13 protein-coding genes and 1 pseudogene are annotated in these 18,054 nt (G+C 26.8%); 3 read left to right on the plus strand and 11 right to left on the minus strand.

From position 1 onward, the window contains the following. Positions 1-74: 74 nt before the first annotated feature. The 6 genes and pseudogenes from recC to prfB form a co-directional block, all read right to left on the minus strand. Positions 75-3,476 carry an exodeoxyribonuclease V subunit gamma gene (gene recC, locus QMA81_00675; protein WHL24850.1) on the minus strand — a complete coding sequence of 1,134 codons (3,402 nt, stop codon included), beginning with the start codon at positions 3,474-3,476 and terminating at the stop codon, positions 75-77. A 95-nt stretch (positions 3,477-3,571) separates the two neighbouring features. Further along, positions 3,572-4,429: a prolipoprotein diacylglyceryl transferase gene (gene lgt, locus QMA81_00680; GenBank protein ID WHL24851.1), complete on the minus strand. Its 858-nt coding sequence runs from the start codon at positions 4,427-4,429 to the stop codon at positions 3,572-3,574. 194 nt (positions 4,430-4,623) lie between these two features. Further along, a pseudogene (gene rppH / locus QMA81_00685) lies at positions 4,624-5,100 on the minus strand (RNA pyrophosphohydrolase). Positions 5,101-5,740: 640 nt separating this feature from the next. Then, a complete protein-coding gene (gene lysA / locus QMA81_00690) occupies positions 5,741-7,009 on the minus strand; it encodes a diaminopimelate decarboxylase (GenBank protein WHL24852.1) in 1,269 nt (422 codons plus the stop codon). Positions 7,010-7,215: 206 nt separating this feature from the next. Beyond that, positions 7,216-8,742: a lysine--tRNA ligase gene (lysS, locus tag QMA81_00695; GenBank protein ID WHL24853.1), complete on the minus strand. Its 1,527-nt coding sequence runs from the start codon at positions 8,740-8,742 to the stop codon at positions 7,216-7,218. Then, positions 8,742-9,849 (minus strand): peptide chain release factor 2 gene (gene prfB, locus QMA81_00700; protein ID WHL24854.1). Its coding sequence is split into 2 segments (ribosomal slippage): positions 8,742-9,794 and positions 9,796-9,849, totalling 1,107 coding nucleotides; the frame shifts between segments, so codons are not numbered across the junction. The genes lysS and prfB overlap by 1 nt, the downstream gene beginning before the upstream one ends. A gap of 521 nt (positions 9,850-10,370) precedes the next feature. Here prfB and ygfZ point away from each other — a divergent pair. Beyond that, positions 10,371-11,390 carry a tRNA-modifying protein YgfZ gene (ygfZ, locus tag QMA81_00705; protein ID WHL24855.1) on the plus strand — a complete coding sequence of 340 codons (1,020 nt, stop codon included), beginning with the start codon at positions 10,371-10,373 and terminating at the stop codon, positions 11,388-11,390. A 23-nt stretch (positions 11,391-11,413) separates the two neighbouring features. Here ygfZ and QMA81_00710 read toward each other — a convergent pair whose 3' ends face one another. The 3 genes from QMA81_00710 to QMA81_00720 all read right to left on the minus strand — a co-directional run bounded on the left by QMA81_00710 (position 11,414) and on the right by QMA81_00720 (position 13,850). Next, positions 11,414-12,106 carry a hypothetical protein gene (locus tag QMA81_00710; GenBank protein WHL25293.1) on the minus strand — a complete coding sequence of 231 codons (693 nt, stop codon included), beginning with the start codon at positions 12,104-12,106 and terminating at the stop codon, positions 11,414-11,416. Positions 12,107-12,660: 554 nt separating this feature from the next. After that, entirely contained in the window at positions 12,661-13,368 is a 708-nt protein-coding gene (locus QMA81_00715; GenBank protein ID WHL24856.1) for an FAD-dependent monooxygenase, read from the minus strand. A 38-nt stretch (positions 13,369-13,406) separates the two neighbouring features. Next, positions 13,407-13,850, minus strand: coding sequence for a hypothetical protein (locus tag QMA81_00720; protein WHL24857.1), 444 nt, complete (start codon positions 13,848-13,850; stop codon positions 13,407-13,409). Positions 13,851-14,573: 723 nt separating this feature from the next. On the opposite strand from QMA81_00720, the gene zapA reads away from it, so the two are divergent. Next, complete coding sequence (zapA, locus tag QMA81_00725) at positions 14,574-14,918, plus strand: cell division protein ZapA (protein ID WHL24858.1); 345 nt, start codon at positions 14,574-14,576, stop codon at positions 14,916-14,918. A 122-nt stretch (positions 14,919-15,040) separates the two neighbouring features. Further along, entirely contained in the window at positions 15,041-15,652 is a 612-nt protein-coding gene (locus QMA81_00730) for a 5-formyltetrahydrofolate cyclo-ligase (GenBank protein WHL24859.1), read from the plus strand. Between the two features lie 258 nt (positions 15,653-15,910). Here the strand turns inward: QMA81_00730 and rpiA are convergent, their stop codons facing one another. Together rpiA and fbaA are read right to left on the minus strand one after the other, a co-directional pair. After that, positions 15,911-16,567, minus strand: a complete 657-nt coding sequence (rpiA, locus tag QMA81_00735; protein ID WHL24860.1) for a ribose-5-phosphate isomerase RpiA — start codon at positions 16,565-16,567, stop codon at positions 15,911-15,913. A gap of 333 nt (positions 16,568-16,900) precedes the next feature. After that, positions 16,901-17,983, minus strand: a complete 1,083-nt coding sequence (gene fbaA, locus QMA81_00740; protein ID WHL24861.1) for a class II fructose-bisphosphate aldolase — start codon at positions 17,981-17,983, stop codon at positions 16,901-16,903. Between the last annotated feature and the right edge of the window lie 71 nt (positions 17,984-18,054).

Here is an 18,054-nt window from a genome sequence, read left to right on the forward strand (position 1 = left end):
CATACCCATCTAATGTTTAGTAATTTAGGATTTTTTAAGCATGTTTCTCTTGGTACATCACATATTTTGAGTTATCATATTATTCTATGTTTCATAAAATTGAAAAAGTAATGTTCTGCAGTTGTAGTAATTTTAGAAATATATTCTTCACTTAAGTCAAATGGAATAATTTTACGTAAATAAGGGTCTTGGCTCTCTCTAAACGGGGAATATTTAGTACCTTTCCACATTTGTATTAATTTTTCATGCGCTTCTTTTTGACAAGAAGGGTTTGAAGATATTTTTCTAGTATTCCAGTCAAATACATGATTTATCCAAGCTCCCCCAGACCGATATAATAATAGTACTGGTGTGTTTACTCCAGTACAGTAACCTAATATTAAAATTATCAGTAACTTTTTTGCATGCAGTTTTGAGAAATTAGGAAAATGCCATACATCACCAACACCAAATAGTCTACTATCTCCTTTTCCACCCATAGCACAATATGTGATGTGTTCTAACCATAATAATAATATGTCTTTCATAGAAAGATATTGAGCTTTCCAACGCATTAATCCATTTTTTTGAACTGTAGTTAATTGTCCAACTAGTTCAATTGTATCAAATACTAAAGAAATATCTAAGTTATGTTTTTCAATACAATGGTGTTCTTTTATTTGATTTGCTAATACTTTCATTTTCGAGTGTTGTTTCATCCAGAATAGCTCTCCAAATGCGCCGTGAGGTAGAATTCCGGAAGCACATGTACTAGAATATAATTCATCAATATTTTTATCATAAATTAAGTAATTGGTTAATTTTGTATTTAGTTCGTATCGATTTAATCCATCTACAGAGAAAGGTTCATCATTTAGTAATTTTAATGTATTTTGATCAAAATACACGTTTAAACGTTTTTGAAACCACATACGTACTGGATGACGATAAAAATTATATAAGTCTTGAAATATTATTTTTTTTATGGCGCAATGGGGAAGTGAAGTATTAAAATTTGGGCAGATCGCTAAAGAGTTAGGGGTATTAATATTTAGTGTGGGCAGCCATTCTTTGGCAAAACTCTGTTTTTTACTGTTAGGATTGAAATTTTCGGGAGAAAAAGGAAATGGATTATGCCATTGACATAAGCGTTGACGTATATATTTTATGTTAATATCTATTTCTATATTTTTAAATTCTTTTAAATAAAAATTTAAAGCAATATATTCAAAAAGTTCGTTAATTAACGTAGAAGGATAATTTATGGTATTGTCATAAATTGAGTGTTCAATGAAGCTAATATATATTTGTTCTTGAGCTATTAAAAATGCTAGTAAAAATGAATAACAATCTTTTTCGTATATGTTATTATCGTTTTTTCGTGGATTTTTAGCTATTAAGTTAAAGTCTGGAAGAATTGTATTACGGGGAAATGAATTATCATTCATACCTAAAAAACATACTACTTTACAAGGAATACAAAAGGCTGGAGTAATATCACAAAAATTAATTACATTTGGTATAAATCGATGTATTATTTTATTTTGATGTAATTTATAATATAATTTTTCTCGTAAAGCTGTTATATTGATAGTTTGGGTATATTCTGCTTGTATACCTGATTCTAATATATTTCTGCAGCAATCTTTTAATAAAAATAAAATTTTATTATCTTTTGAATCTAGATGATCGTAACAAAAAAAATCATCAATTATTTCTTTAAAATAAAATATCCATTTTTTTAGTGTATAAGAGTGATTCAATCGATCTCTCCATTTTTTTAATGTTTTTAAAAATTCTCCTAATTGACCAATAATATTAGGATGTTCTCTAATTGTTGTATCATCGTATGGGAGAATTTTCTCCCATATTTTATTTTGGTTTTTTACAGCATAACCTAATAACATTCGAGTTAATCCAAAATTCCAAGTATTTTGATTAGTAATGGGAAAATTAAAGTTATGCATGGTGACATCATCAAGACCCCACCTAATACCAGATTTAATTATCCATTGGCTTAATAATTCAATTTTTTCTTTATCCATATTAAATCGAGAAGCGATAGATGGTACTGTTAAAAATGACAAAATTTCTTCAGAGGTAAATCTACTAGATGATATGTTAAGTATATTTAGAAAAGTTGATATAATTGGATGCGTATTTTTTTTATGCTTATCTGCAATATTAAATGGTAAGTGTCGACCTTGCATATTATTGAATACAGTTTGAATGGCTGGTTCATAACGATGTATATCAGAAGCCATGACTATGATATCTCCTGGAGTCAATAATGGATTATTTGTAATCATTAACAGTAAATTGTTATGTAACACTTCTATTTCACGTTGAATACTATGGCAAATATGACAGGTAATTGATTGATCTGTTGGCATTAAAATATATCGTTGACGGGGTTTTGATGTTGGAATATTGTTGTAAGTTTGTATATTTTTTCTGTAATTATGAAATTCTAAGATATCTTTTTGTATAATGTGAAGTACAGAGTCTTTTTTAGGAATGATAAATGATTTTAGTTCAATTTTATCTGTGAATTGAGTAAATAGAAATAAAGTATTACGAGCAGTATTGCTCCATGAATTTAATAAAGGATGATGTACATTAGTATTATTGTCGCAGTTATGAATATGAGTAAAAATAGACGAAGATGAATATAAGGCATGATTGCTATATAATTGGCTGACTTGTTGTGTTGTGATATATGAATTTTGATCAGACATATTATCAGGATTATGATCATAAGGATTTATAAACCATAAATAAATATCAATATGGTAACTTAAAAATTTTAAAATTTTACAATATATAGGAGGTATAGATGTTACTCCAAAAATAAATATTCTACTTGGTAGATTCCAATTTATTTTTTTTAAATTTTTAAGAAAATAGATACAGCGTTGTAAAGGATTAATATTATTGTTTGGTTTTTGCTGATTCTGATTACATTGTGTATTTTCCAGGAAACAACGCCATATTTCTGATTGCCAAATTTGATGTGTATTATCTAAATAATCTATTATTTTATGAGATTGCCAACTATTTAACCAATCAGGACGATATATCAAATATTGGGTAAATAGATTAACAAGTTGCTCAGAAAATTGACTGATTTTTTGTTGATTTACATCATGATTCAGATATTTTTCTATAATAGGGCAATTTTTTTTAATTTGTGTTTGAGATAATATTTTCATAAATTTCCAATACATAATAGAACGAGAAAAATTCTTTACCATGGAATCATTAGGTTTTATGTTATTAACAATATTCTGTATAAAAGATGTTAAAGTCATAAATGTGATATTGCATACGATACCAAAGTGGTTGGCTAATTCTATTTGTATCCATTGATCTATAATACTATTTTCTGTTAATATTATCTCAGATTGCATTGGATTAGATAATAATTTATTCGACATGATGCTAATTAATAGTTTTTTGAATAAATTTGCTTGATTAGAATGATAAATAGTCAACATTATTTTATAACTTTATTAAAGTAAAGAAGATATATGTTATAAATATATATTTTTTTAACATATAATTTTTAGTTTTATTTATTATAATTTTTTGATTATATTCGATAGTTTTTATAAGAAATATAGATTATAATTGTTCCAGATATGATCATAGGAAGTGATAAGATTTGACCCATAGTGGCTATGTTGTAAATTAATCCTAAATGACTATCAGGTTGACGAAAAAACTCCGTTATAATACGAAACAAACCATAAAAAATAAGAAATAATCCAGATACGCTACCTACAGGACGTGGTTTACACGTAAATTTTTTTATGATAAAAAACAAGATTATTCCTTCTAAAAACATCTCATATAATTGAGATGGATGGCGAGGAAGCGCGCCATATCTATCAAATAGTAATTGCCATTTAGGATGATCTGGTAGTATTAGTAAATCTTGATATATAGAATTAGGAAATAACATAGCCCAAGGAGTATCAACAGCTATTCGGCCCCATAATTCTCCATTAATAAAATTTCCCAATCTACCTAGGCCTAGGCCAAATGGTATTACTGGAATTATAAAGTCTGATACTTGGAAAAAAGTTAAATTTTTTCTATAAGAAAACCATATGATTGATATAATCACTCCTATTAAACCACCATGAAAAGACATACCTCCTTCCCATATATTAAAAATCCACAGTAAATTTTGAGTAAAAAAAGACCATTGATAAAATAATACATATCCAATGCGTCCGCCCAGCACAACACCTAAAAAGCATAAACATAATAAATGTTCTATGTCTTTATCAGTCCATGAAATATTATTAGAATGCCGTGCACGATATAATAATGAGCACATAGCATAAATAAAACCTAACCCATACATCATGCCGTACCAATGTAATGAAATAGGTCCTATTTTAAAAATTACTGGATTACATGTGTGATAATAGAAATATGGCATATTTGATGATATATAATGTTCTGAGATGTTTATTATTAGATTCGGTTTTTAACCACAATATTGGAATAATATAAAATCAATAAAAATTTAATTTGTAATGAATATTCACATGTGTTTTAATGAAAATTTCATTTCATTTTTTATTAAATATACTCTATGGTATTTTATTTTTTAGAATATATGATAATCTAATTTTAGGATATTATCCTATTAACAAATTCTTGCATTACTTTTCTATATACATTTCTTTTAAAAAATACAACACGGCGTATAGGATACCACAAGCTGACCCATTGCCAACTATCAAATGTGTAATCTCTATTATTTTTTATGTTGATTCTCGTATCCTGAGATAAAAGCTTTAATAAAAACCATTTTTGTTTTTGTCCAAAACAAATTGGTCTAATTTTCCAGCGGATTAATTGTTTAGGTAATTCGTAACGTATCCAATATTGTGTAGAAGACAAAATGCATACATCTTGATAATTTAATCCTATTTCTTCAAATAGTTCTCTGTACATTGCTTGTTCTGGAGTTTCGCCGACATTAATTCCACCTTGAGGAAATTGCCAACAATAATGTTGGTTACATCTTCGAGCCCATAATACCTGCTCATGAGTATTACATAGCACAATTCCGACATTTAATCGATAACCATTACTGTCAATCACTAGATTTCCTTAGTTTTATTGAAATATTTTATCAATTTAGTAGATATTATGAAAATGTGTGATTACGTCATATAAAATAAGACGGATATCATTAATTTTTATTAAAGTGTATCATGACTATGTATATTTATTTATATACTGATACCATCAGTATATAAATAAATATACATATTATATGCTATCTTTTAATTAAGTTTAATTCAAGAATTTTGAATATAGTTTTATATGCTTAATTAATTAATGATTTTTATAAAATATTTAATTAAAAAATTTATAATTATTGAATTAGATTTGTTATTTAGATAATAAATATTATTAAAAATTTAATAAAATGTGTAGATGATACATTTTATAAAAATTATTAATGACAGTAATTAATGGTTATTTCAACAAGAAAACGCAGAAATATGTGAAATATATATATACTGTATTTTACAGTTTATTATTTTTATTTAAAAATATGTACTAAAGAATTATTGTTAAATATAATGAAAATAAAATTAGTGAAATGTTAGTTTCATTAAATTGAAGTTTTAAAAGATGCAATTATTAAATTAAGTATATTAAAAATTTTGCATGATATTGTATTGATTAATACATAATAACATTATCTAATAATTAAAAGACTTTTTACATAAAATTATTCTGTTATTTCTAACATCAATAAATCTTCTAATTTTTGCTTTCGACGAATTTGGCGCATTTGTCCATTTTCAAATAGAACTTCTGGTAATAATGGGCGGGTATTATAATTGGAAGACATTGAAGCACCGTATGCCCCGGTGTCGTGAAATATTAAATAATCCCCTACTTTTGCTGAATACGGTAATTTACGTGTTAATATTGTTCCGTTCATGTTTTGTGTAAAAATATCTCCAGATTCACATAATGGACCTCCAACAACAGTATCACGTAATGCTTCTAAAGTAATATTTCGATAATCTCCAGGTATTAATGAAATACGATGATAACTACCGTACATTACTGGACGCATTAGATCATTATATCCTGCATCTATTAATATAAAATGACGACGCCCCATTTCTTTTACTGCTCTAATTTGTGTAATTAATATTCCTGACTCAGCAACAAGAAAGCGACCAGGTTCTATTTCTAATTTTACCGCGTGTCCTAGATGTTGGCTAATGCGTTTTCTTGTATCATCCCATAAATGAAAATAATGGTTTACATTCAATACCGTATCATTATGTTGATACGGTATTGTTAATCCTCCTCCAGCAGAAATAAGCTGTATGTCTGTTTTGTATTTCAATATTTGTTGGGCCATGGCATTACATACTTTAGATAAGTGACTATAATGCACTCCAGAACCAATGTGCATGTGAAGCCCAATTAACTGTAGATTGTAATGATAGACATAGGAGAGAGCTGTTAATATATCCTCATGCCAAATACCATGTTTGCTATTTTCTCCTCCAGTATTAGTTTTTTGATTGTGTCCATGTCCAAATCCAGGGTTAATACGCAACCATATTTTATGTCCAGGAGAACAAGCTCCCAATTGTGTTAGCATATCTATCGATCCTGCATTAACAGTGATATTCAATTCTAATATTCTAAACAATGTTTCTTTTTCTAAAATATCAGCAGTGAAAACTATTTCGTCATTTTGTTTTCCTGTATTAAAACCAGCTAGTAATGCTCGCTCGATTTCTCCTAAAGAAACAGCATCTACTTTAACTCCATGGCTGTGCATTAATCGTAGAATATGAATATTAGAACAAGATTTTTGAGCGAATCGTATAATATCAAATTGTTTTAATTGTGTAATACGATTAATTATGACCGATGCATCATATACCCATACTGGGCCTTTATATTTTTGATGTAATTTTATTAAGTCTTTATGATTAAGGATATTCATTTGAGTAAAGATATTATGTGTCATGTTATATTTATAATTTTATTAAGATATGATTTAGTATCGAAATATTTTAAAATTTTATCACTGAATATAGTTAAACGTAATCAGAATATAGATCTGTATTATTAAAATTTAATTAATATTATTTTGTTTTTAATAAATATTAAACCCTAAATATATTGTGTAGTATTATAATAATTTTTAGTTATATATTAGACAGTATAAAGATTTTATTTTGGACGAAGTGTAGGAAACAAAATTACATCACGAATAGTATGTTTATCGGTTAATAACATTATCAAACGATCGATGCCTATTCCAATACCTGCTGTAGGGGGTAATCCGTATTCTAACGCAATTAAATAATCTTCATCATAATTTGTGTGAATGTTATTATTTTTGTTATCTTTTTTTTCTTTTGCTTGTTTTAAAAAACGTTCTTTTTGATCTTCTGGATCATTTAACTCTGAAAAACCATTTCCTATTTCTTTGCCAGCAATGAAGAGTTCAAAACGGTCAGCAAGTTTTGGATCATTATCGTTACGACGTGCTAATGGAGATATTTCTATTGGATAAGAAGTAATACAGGTTGGTTGAATTATTTTTTTTTCTATTATCTCTTCAAAAATAACCATGTGTATTTTATTTAATGTCCAGTAATTATTAATTGCAATTCCAAATGATTCCGCAATAGAAATAGCGGTATATATATCGTCTAAATTTTTGGATCTAGTTTCTGGTAGGTAATAATAAATTGCTTCTTTTATACTCATTTTAGCGAAAGGATTATTAAAGTTTAATTCATAATTTCCATAATGAACTATGTTACTACCTAACACTCTCTGTGTTACTGAACGTAGTAAATTTTGTACTAATATAATTATATCATGGTAATCGGCATAAGCCATGTATACTTCCATCATTGTGAATTCAGGATTATGATATGAGGATATTCCTTCGTTACGAAAGTTACGATTTATTTCAAATATTCGCTCAAAACCACCTATCACTAGTTTTTTTAAATATAATTCTGGAGCAATACGTAGATAAATATCTATTCCTAATTTATTATGATGTGTAATAAAAGGGTTGGCTATAGCCCCTCCAGCAATTGTATGCATCATTGGTGTTTCTACTTCCATAAAATTATTTTTTTCCATAAATTGACGTATTTCGTAAATAATTAGAGAACGTATTTTAAATATTTCTCTTGTGTCTTCATTAATAATTAAATCCAAATATCTTTGACGATATTTTTTTTCTTGATTATTCAAACCATGGAATTTATCTGGTAATGGACGTAATGATTTAGTTAATAATCTAATTTCTTTACAATGTATTGATAGTTCCCCAGTACGTGTTTTAAATAATGTACCGTGTGCTCCTAATATATCTCCTAGATCCCATTGTTTTACATGCTCTTCATATACATTCGTTGCTAACGAATTAGCAGTAATATACAACTGAATGCAACCATCAACGTCTCGTAAAGTTATAAAAGATGCTTTTCCCATAATACGTTGACTTATTATGCGGCCTGCTATATTTACTTTAATGTTTAATTGTATTAATTCTGTGTTAGATGTATGTTTGTATTTTTTATGTAATTGATTAGAAGTAGAATCACGACGAAAATCATTTGGAAACGCTATACCTTTTTCTCGAATCTTTGATAGTTTTTTTTGACGAATACTTAATTCATCATCGATATTAAATTTTTGATATAGTTGATGTTTTGAGTGTACGTATTTAGGCATTATAAATCTCGCTTAGAATATTTTTTGATACTGATTTGTATAAAATCATCTAAATCTCCATCTAAAACAGCTTTGATGTTACGTTTTTCAAAACCAGTACGTAAATCTTTGACTCTAGAATGATCTAAAATATAAGATCGTATTTGATTTCCCCAAGTAATATTTACTTTATTATCTTCTCTTATTTTTTTTTCATAATTTTTTTTTTGTAATTCAAGTTCATATAATTTAGCTTTTAGTTGTTTCATTGCTTGATTTTTATTTTTATGTTGCGAGCGATCACTTTGACATTGAGTAACGGTATTTGTTGGTATATGTGTGATGCGTACTGCAGATTCTGTACGATTAACATGTTGACCTCCTGCTCCAGATGCTCGATAAACATCATAGCGTAGATCTTCTGGGCGAATGTGAATATTGATACTATCATCTAATTCTGGGTATACAAACACTGAAGCAAATGAAGTATGACGTTTTTTAGCGGAATCAAAAGGACTTTTGCGTACTAGTCTGTGTACACCAGATTCAGTATGTAACCAGCCGTATGCGTACGGCCCAATAACTTGAACAGTAGCAGATTTTATTCCAGTTATTTCTCCTGTTGATTCTTCAGTGATGTCAGTTATAAAACCTTTATGATTCATCCACCGTAAATACATACGTAATAACATACCTGCCCAATCTTGTGCGTCTATACCTCCAGATCCTGATTGAATATCGACATAGCAATTAGCATGGTCATATTTTCCTATAAATATACGACTAATCTCCAATTGAGATAATGTACGTTCTGAAGCAATTAATTGATCATGAATTTCAGAAATTAAGTTGTCGTCACATTCTTCTGTTAATTCTAGTAGATCATTTAGATCCACTAAGTTTTTATAAAGCTGATCAATAATGTTAATAAAATTTTTTAAAGAAGAAGATTGTTGATTGAGAAGTTTTGCTATATTAGGGTTTTTCCAAACATCAGATGATTTTAATTTGGCACTAACTATTTTTAAACATTTTTTTTTGGAATTATAGTCAAAAATCATCCTTAAACTTAAGTATTTTATTTAACATGAGTTGAATATGTTGTTTAATAAGTTTTATATCTATCATAAAAATTTTGTTCCTTAAAGCGTATGAGTACTATATTGTATCATTCTACATACGTGTAGAATGATACAATATAATTAAATAAAAATTTTGATGTACATATATAAAAAGATGTATTCACATCATGACATATCTTATCATATAAGATTAATTTAATCTTTAATTATAATTTATGTGAATTTATTATATAGTCTTAACGCAAATAGACTATGTCTATATTTTTTATTTGTTTTATATTAGGTAATGTTTTTAACAACTATATATATTTTAATTAATAAAATAGTATTTTTAATTATTATCATATATATATGATATATTGATTTATATTTATGATTTTAATCATTACATAAAATAAAAACTAATTAAATTATTTAATTATAAAATAAATTGTACATTATAATAATCAATATTTTTAAAAAGTTTAATCTTATTAAATTAAATATTTATATACTTCAAAATAATAAGATTACATAATTTATGATGTGTAATATTTATTAATATTTTTATTTATAAGGAGACATATTATGTCGCCTAATATAGTTTTTTCAAAGCAGTATCCTGTATCTTCAGAAGATTTACCATTAACATTTATATCTTTAGAAGAATGGGTTTTAGTAAGATCATCTGGACCAGATGTTATAAAATATTTACACAATCAATTTACTTGCGATATTAAAAACTTAGATAAATCTGAATACAGGTTTTCAGCATATTGTAATCCAAAAGGTAAAATGATTAGCAATATGTATGTTTTTTATCTTAAAAATCAAGAAATGGCTTTTATTGCACGTCTAAATATATGTGAAAAACAAATTGTAGAAATGAAAAAATATATAGTTTCTTATAATGTTGCTATTACTCCTGATTATAACGCAACACTTATCGGAGTTGCTGGAGTTAATGCAAGAAAATATTTAAGCATGTTTTTTTCGGTTGTTCCAACTGAAAACCATACAGTAGTACATGAAAAAGATATTACTTTACTATATTTCAGCGCTCCAACAGAACGTTTTTTATTAATTATTAATAACAGATCAACATTAGATCACTTGTTGAGTAAAAAAAACTCTTTTTGTATACAATTTAACGATAGTTGTCAATGGGCATTATTAGATATAGAAGCAGGTTATCCGATTATTGAGTTAGTAACTAGTGAGTTATTTGTGCCTCAAGCAGTTAACATGGATGTATTACAGGGGATTAGTTTTAATAAAGGTTGTTATCTTGGGCAAGAATCTATTGCACGTATTCAGTATCGTGGGAATAATAATAAAGAGTTATATCGATTAATTGGATCCATTGATGATTGTAAGAATAAACACAAATTTCCTGCAGCTGGTGATTGGGTAGAATTAAAACTAAATAATCAACATTGGAAAAATATTGGCGTTATTTTGCAATCTTTTCAAATTAAAAAAAATAATGTATGGTTGCAAGCAGTACTCAATAGATCGATTTTAAATTTCTCAGAATTAAGAATTACAAATATGAAAACTCATGACAGTTTTATTTTTTCTATTATTGATTCTAATAAATTTAAATAATTTTTAATTTTATATAAATATTTTTAATCAGAATGATTTTGTAGCAACCATTTTGGTACATCATCTAAACCCATAATATGATGTAGTATATGTATTTTTAAATTGGGCATGGTGTTAATGAGATGAAAAATAAAATATTGTACGTATTTTAAGAAATAATTCTTATTATGAAGTAACATATGAATATATGGGATATTTATTAGATTTTTAGTTATCCTATATTTTGTGTTGCGTTCATAATATTTTAAATAATCATAATCTCCAATATCTTTATTATTTTTTCTTAGTTTCTTTAGATAATTTGATAGAACTATTGCATCCATAAGTTCTGAATTAATGTTTTGAAAAAATAAAGGAGATATAAGATATGCAGCTTTTCCTAGCAGTATTAAACGGTGATTTATAAAGTTATGCGCATATTGCATTTTCGGTATAAAAATTTTATGTTTTGCATTGTTATGTATAATGCATGGACCTAATATATTGCAGATTTCAATTAAATCATAATTAACATATTGAGCAGAGTTGGATACGTATAAATACTTTTTAGCTGTATTCGGTGGTAATAACCAAAAAACAGAGCAAAGATGCGTATTTTTTAATGGTAATAATATTAATAAGCCATTATTGTGAATAATAAAACGAAGAGTGTTTTTGTGGCTTCTTTCAGTACAAATAGTAGTTGTCAATCCATAATATTTTGTATCTTTAAACATTAACGAAATACTTGCATTTTTTCTTATTAATGAATCGATTCCATCTGCACCTACTACTAATTTAGCTGTGAATATATAGTTATTATTTACTGTAATAAGCGCTAAATCTTCATGGTAACTTATTGTATCAGGTGAATGTGAATCTATAAATATAACATTTCTTAATTGTCGCGCACGACTAACTAGAGCTTGATATATTAAGTAGTCGTCAATAATATATCCTAATTCAAGGTATCCTAAATAACCGGAATTAAAAACAGTTTTTTTTATATTATTCTTTTTAAGAATTTCTAATTTATATAATAAACTAGAAAAGTGTGCTATGTTTTGGTTCCATATTTTTAAATACTGAAGTATTTTTAAGCTGGTGATATTAACTAAAGACGCTTTAATATTCCGTTGATCTGTTGCAGAAAAATTTGAATGATTTCTATGTTCTATGATTGCAATACGAAAACAATCATTTAACCCACAAGCTAATGCGAGACCAGAAATTCCTTGATTTATAATAAGTATATCAAAATTTTCCACATTATTGTTTACTTAAATAAAAATTAATCGGTTTTCCAATTTAATATTGTATTTACTAAAAGACGTTGCAGAAAAGTACTATAACTAAAAAAAAATAAACCTACGTTTCGAGCTACAATCAATGGTAAATAATGATTACTGAATAAACGTACTAATCCATCGGTGATTTTAATAGTTCTATATTGATCTAAATATCTGTGTTTCTGATATTTATTTAACACGGAATAATCTCCAATATCTATGTTTTGATATAATGCTTGTGTAATTATTTTTGATAAAACTACAATATCACGTAATCCAAGATTAAATCCTTGTCCAGCTATAGGATGTAAATTCTGAGCTGCGTTGCCAACTAATGCCAGTCTGTGACTAATGTGGCTTTGAGCACGTGTTAGCCAGAGATCATAAAAATATCGTGTTTCTATATTTAAAATTTTTCCTAATTTCCACCCAAATATATTTTGCAATTCTTGAGAAAATTTTTTTTTGTCCCATTTAGATACTTCTTGTTGTTGTTTATTAGATATGCACCAAATCAAAAAACTAAAATTATTGGACATAGGTAACACAGCTAATGGTCCATGTTCTGTAAATTTTTCAAAAGCTCTTCCAAAATGAGGTATTTCAGTAGTAATTCTAGAAACCACAGCAATTTGTTGATAATTATACCTAAACCATTTCATACCGCAGTTAGTAGCTAGCGTTGAATAGGCACCGTCTGCTGCTACCATTAATTTTGAAACTATTTGATGACCATTATCTAAGGTGATTATATTTTTTTTTTTTCTCGTTTAATTTTTCTTAGAGTAGCGGGACAATATATGGTTACGCTTGATTTGTTTTGCAAAAAATTAAATATCTTTTTTCTAAAAAGATTTAGTTCAATAACATAACCTAATTCTGATAATTGATGATCTTGAGCATTGATGAATACTTCATGTAATCTATTATATTCGCTAATTTCTACTTTTTTTATAATAGTAGTGCAAGAAGATAAAATTGAAGCTATATTAATTCGTATCAATTCATAATAAGCGCCTCGTGATAATGCTATGACATGAGGAGGATATGTATTTAAAGATAATTGTGTATCATAACAATAATGAGAGTGTTGTTCTATTAAAGATATTTCTAAATCCCCTTTAGTCAATTTAAATAACATTAACGCTAGTATCGCGCCTGTCATTCCTCCACCATGTATAATAATAGACATAAAGTATTTATTTGACACGTAAATATAAAAAATTGTAGTAGTGAAAAACTATAACATATAAATTAGTATGATGAGATTTAATATGCTAATATTTAGTATATTTATTATATTATAGTGCATTTTATTTAAGTTTGGCCTTTAAAGTATATTGTATATATTTAAATATTTTGACAGAAACGCATTATTTAATTGCAAAATATATATCAGTTAAATTTAATTTGGCTATACTGTTGATACATGATTTAAAATCATAATCCACCATGACACCATTATGGTATAATATGTGAATAATCATATACTATTAGAATATAACTGTGAGTTATGTCTTTTATAAAAAATAATCTTATATTTTAAGTTAAATTAGTGCTCACTTGTAATAACGGAATTATTTGGTACATTTTAATATATTTTAGAGTTTATACATATAAGTATATTTGTTTAGATTAATCTGATAAGATAATCTAATGACATAGATTATATTAAAATCTGTATATAGTCTATATAAATATTTTATAAGGTTTTAAGATATTTGATTTTTTAAATCACAATTAAATAAATATTAATTTTCTTAATTTTTACAAAAAATTTTATGGTAGAATAGAAATAGTTTTACTTTTTTAAGATATATAAAAGTATAAGTGTCGCATGTATATAAATTACATGATACGAATTAATTATGTTGTACGATAATTGAAATATAAGATAAAATACCAGGAAAGAAATATGCCTGAAAAACCAATAGATATTCAAATTTTTGGCCGAACATTACGAATTAATTGTCCGTCTAAAAAAAAAGATGCTTTAAATAAAGCAGTAGAAGATTTAACTAAACGTTTACAGGATTTAAAGATCAAAACAAGAGTGACTAATGCTGAACAATTAGTATTTATAGCTGCTTTAAACATATGTTATGAATTAGCCCAAGAAAAATTGAAAACACGTGAATATTCGGCTAATATTGAGCAACATATTCTATTATTACAAAAAACAATCGAGAAAGCTTTAATTACGCACGCTCATATTACTGAGCGAATTGATGGAACATTAGAATGCTCTAAACATATATAATAGATTATATTTTTTGTATGAAATGATAGAATAATAAATATGATCATGCATTATGTTTTATTTTAATCTTATCTTAGAATAAGTAAGGTATGCATTTATGAGATTCCGCGATAATAAATAATATGTATATTTTTAATAAGAAGTTATATAAAAAATCTATTCGTGAGTATATAAGAATAGTACGCCGTTCTTTGACATTTAAAGAGCAGTACACGGCAGCTCAATTACTCACTAATAAGATTATGACTATGGATTGCGTACATGAATCAAAACGTATAGCAGTATTTATTGATTGTGATGGAGAAATAAGAACTTCTTTGCTTATTCGGACTTTATTATGTATGAATAAACAAATATATTTACCAGTTCTACCTTGTTCAGAAGAAAAAGGTTTATTATTTTTACAATATACATTTTCCACACCTCTAATATATAATCGTTTAAATATATATGAACCTGAATGGAATGTTAATTCCGTTATATCTATAGAGAAACTAAATGTTATATTCGTTCCGTTAGTTGCGTTTGATAATTATGGAAATCGATTAGGAATGGGTGGTGGTTTTTATGATAGAACCTTAAAAAATTGGAAATATCAGAGTAATTATATACCTATAGGATTAGCATATGACTTTCAAAGAATACCTACTCAATTACTTCCTATGGAAAAATGGGATCTCACGCTACCAGAAATTGTCACCCCATCTTATCGTTTAATTTCAGATGTTTATTAGATAATAATAATATGTTTTGTTTTATAAGTTGTGTATTATTTTTATGATATTTTATTTCTATAAATAGGTTGTATTTTCTTAAACATAAATAGTTAATTTTTGTAATTTTCATAAGAAATGTTAATTAATTCAGTGTATTCCAAAATTTTTTGATGTTTAGTCATGATAAAAATGTGTATATTTTAGCATGACTAAACATTCGAACTATTTTATGTGGTTTATATATGTATTTAAAATTAAATTTTAAATGTATAAAAATTAAATGACTATTTTTATGCCTTCTTTTGTTCCAATTAATATGATATCTGCTCGTCTTTGTGCAAATATTCCAACACTTACCACTCCTGGGATATTGTTAATTTTTGTTTCTAGTAACGATGCATTAGAAATTTTCATATTGTATACATCCAAAATATTATTACCATTTTCAGTAATTACATTATGTCTATATTCTGGTAAACCACCTAAACGTATTAATTCTCTTGCTACTAATGAACGAGCCATAGGAATAACTTCTATTGGTAATGGTCCGCGTCCTAATATATTTACTTGTTTACTGCTGTCAACAATACAAATAAATTTTTTAGCTGCAGCAGCGATAATTTTTTCTTTGGTTAAGGCTCCTCCCCCACCTTTAATCATTTGCATATGAGTATCAATTTCATCTGCACTATCAACATATACATCTAGCTCATTTAAATTGTTAAGATTGTATATAGGAATACCCAATTTTTTTAACTGATTAGATGAATAGTTTGAGCTAGAAACCACACCTTCTACTTTTTCTTTTATACTACTCAATGCTTCAATAAAATATGTAACGGTTGAACCTGTTCCTATCCCTATAATTTTACTAGATTGAATATATTTTAGGGCTGCCCAAGCTACTGATTTTTTTAATTTATTTTTTATCATATTGCACCTATACGTGATGTATATTATATATTTAGTGCATACTATTTTTAATCTATTATTGTTTGATTTCTAAAAAGGATTTTCATTTACTATAGATCAAAAATGATATTTAATGCAAATTAAACCCATACATTGTGCCATTTTATTATACAATGTATGGTAATTTTCTGATTTGAACAACAGATTTTATAATTTATATTGACATTTAAATTAAATATTGTTTATGAGTATATTTGGTAGTATTCATCGGATTTAATTTGGAACTATTTCGATTTTATTGATGTATAAATTTATTTTAATATATTTAAAAATTTTATGAATAAAAAATGATTCTTACAAAATGTTGATAGCATTTAAAGTAGAAAATACTTTTTCTAAATGTTTAACCATTGATTTTTGCCCTGCACGAATCCAAATCCGTGGGTCATAAAATTTTTTATTTGGTTGTTCGTATCCATGTGGGTTACCTAATTGAGTTTGGAGAAAATTTTTATTGTGTTGATAATATTTTAAAATTCCTTCCCAAGTAGCCCATTGTATATCGGTATCAATGTTCATTTTTACAATACCATAACTGATGGCTTCTTTAATTTCTTTTTCTGTAGACCCAGACCCTCCATGAAATACTAAACTTAAAAAGTTATTAGGTAATCCAAATTTTTTAGAAACATATTTTTGTGATTTCTGAAGTATTTTTGGATCTAATCGCACATTTCCAGGCTTGTATACACCATGAACATTCCCAAATGATGCAGCTATAATAAACCTTGGGCTGATAATATGTAATTTTTCATAAGCATAAGCTATAGCTTCTGGATTTGTATATAAAAGTTCATGATTTAAATGATGATGATCAATACCATCTTCTTCCCCTCCAGTACAACCTAACTCTATTTCTAAAGTCATATTTAATTTGTCCATACGACTTAAATATTTTGAGCTAATTTCTATATTTTCTTTTAAGGATTCTTCAGATAGATCTATCATATGTGATGAAAATAATGGGTTACCGGTCTTATAAAAATGTTTAGATCCTAAATCTAGTAAAGCATCAATCCAAGATAAATTCTTTTTAGTGCAATGATCAGTATGCAAAATAACAGGGATATTATAGTGTCTAGCAATATGATGTACGTGTAAACTTCCAGAAATAGCTCCTAATACTGCTGTAGAATCATCATCTTTATGATTATTTAAACCATATCCTGCCATAAAAGCAGATCCTTTTTTAGAAAACTGTAAAATAATTGGAGACCGCATATTAGCTGCAGCTTCTAATGCTGCATTAATTGAATCCATACCTATACAATTTACTGCCGGCAAAGCAAAATTATTTTTCTTCGCAAAATCAAATATCTTCTGTACATCGTTGCCAGTAACTACACCTGGTTTTATAGAATCAATAATTTTAATCATTTATTTTCTTCTTTTTTGGTGAATATATATATTCATATAGTATTATTTATATACGTGCTATATGTATCTTC

Origin of the sequence: Candidatus Blochmannia vicinus, assembly GCA_030020825.1 — a bacterium.
Taxonomy (GTDB): Bacteria; Pseudomonadota; Gammaproteobacteria; order Enterobacterales; family Enterobacteriaceae; genus Blochmanniella; species Blochmanniella vicinus_A.

Coding starts and splice junctions, on each gene's coding strand:
- QMA81_00730 (WHL24859.1), top strand. CDS start 15,041: ATGTATATTTTTAATAAGAAGTTATATAAAAAATCTATTCGTGAGTAT.
- ygfZ (WHL24855.1), top strand. CDS start 10,371: ATGTCGCCTAATATAGTTTTTTCAAAGCAGTATCCTGTATCTTCAGAA.
- lysA (WHL24852.1), bottom strand. CDS start 7,009: ATGACACATAATATCTTTACTCAAATGAATATCCTTAATCATAAAGAC.
- QMA81_00720 (WHL24857.1), bottom strand. CDS start 13,850: ATGTCTATTATTATACATGGTGGAGGAATGACAGGCGCGATACTAGCG.
- zapA (WHL24858.1), top strand. CDS start 14,574: ATGCCTGAAAAACCAATAGATATTCAAATTTTTGGCCGAACATTACGA.
- recC (WHL24850.1), bottom strand. CDS start 3,476: ATGTTGACTATTTATCATTCTAATCAAGCAAATTTATTCAAAAAACTA.
- fbaA (WHL24861.1), bottom strand. CDS start 17,983: ATGATTAAAATTATTGATTCTATAAAACCAGGTGTAGTTACTGGCAAC.
- QMA81_00710 (WHL25293.1), bottom strand. CDS start 12,106: ATGTTTAAAGATACAAAATATTATGGATTGACAACTACTATTTGTACT.
- lysS (WHL24853.1), bottom strand. CDS start 8,742: ATGCCTAAATACGTACACTCAAAACATCAACTATATCAAAAATTTAAT.
- QMA81_00715 (WHL24856.1), bottom strand. CDS start 13,368: ATGGTAGCAGCAGACGGTGCCTATTCAACGCTAGCTACTAACTGCGGT.
- lgt (WHL24851.1), bottom strand. CDS start 4,429: ATGCCATATTTCTATTATCACACATGTAATCCAGTAATTTTTAAAATA.
- rpiA (WHL24860.1), bottom strand. CDS start 16,567: ATGATAAAAAATAAATTAAAAAAATCAGTAGCTTGGGCAGCCCTAAAA.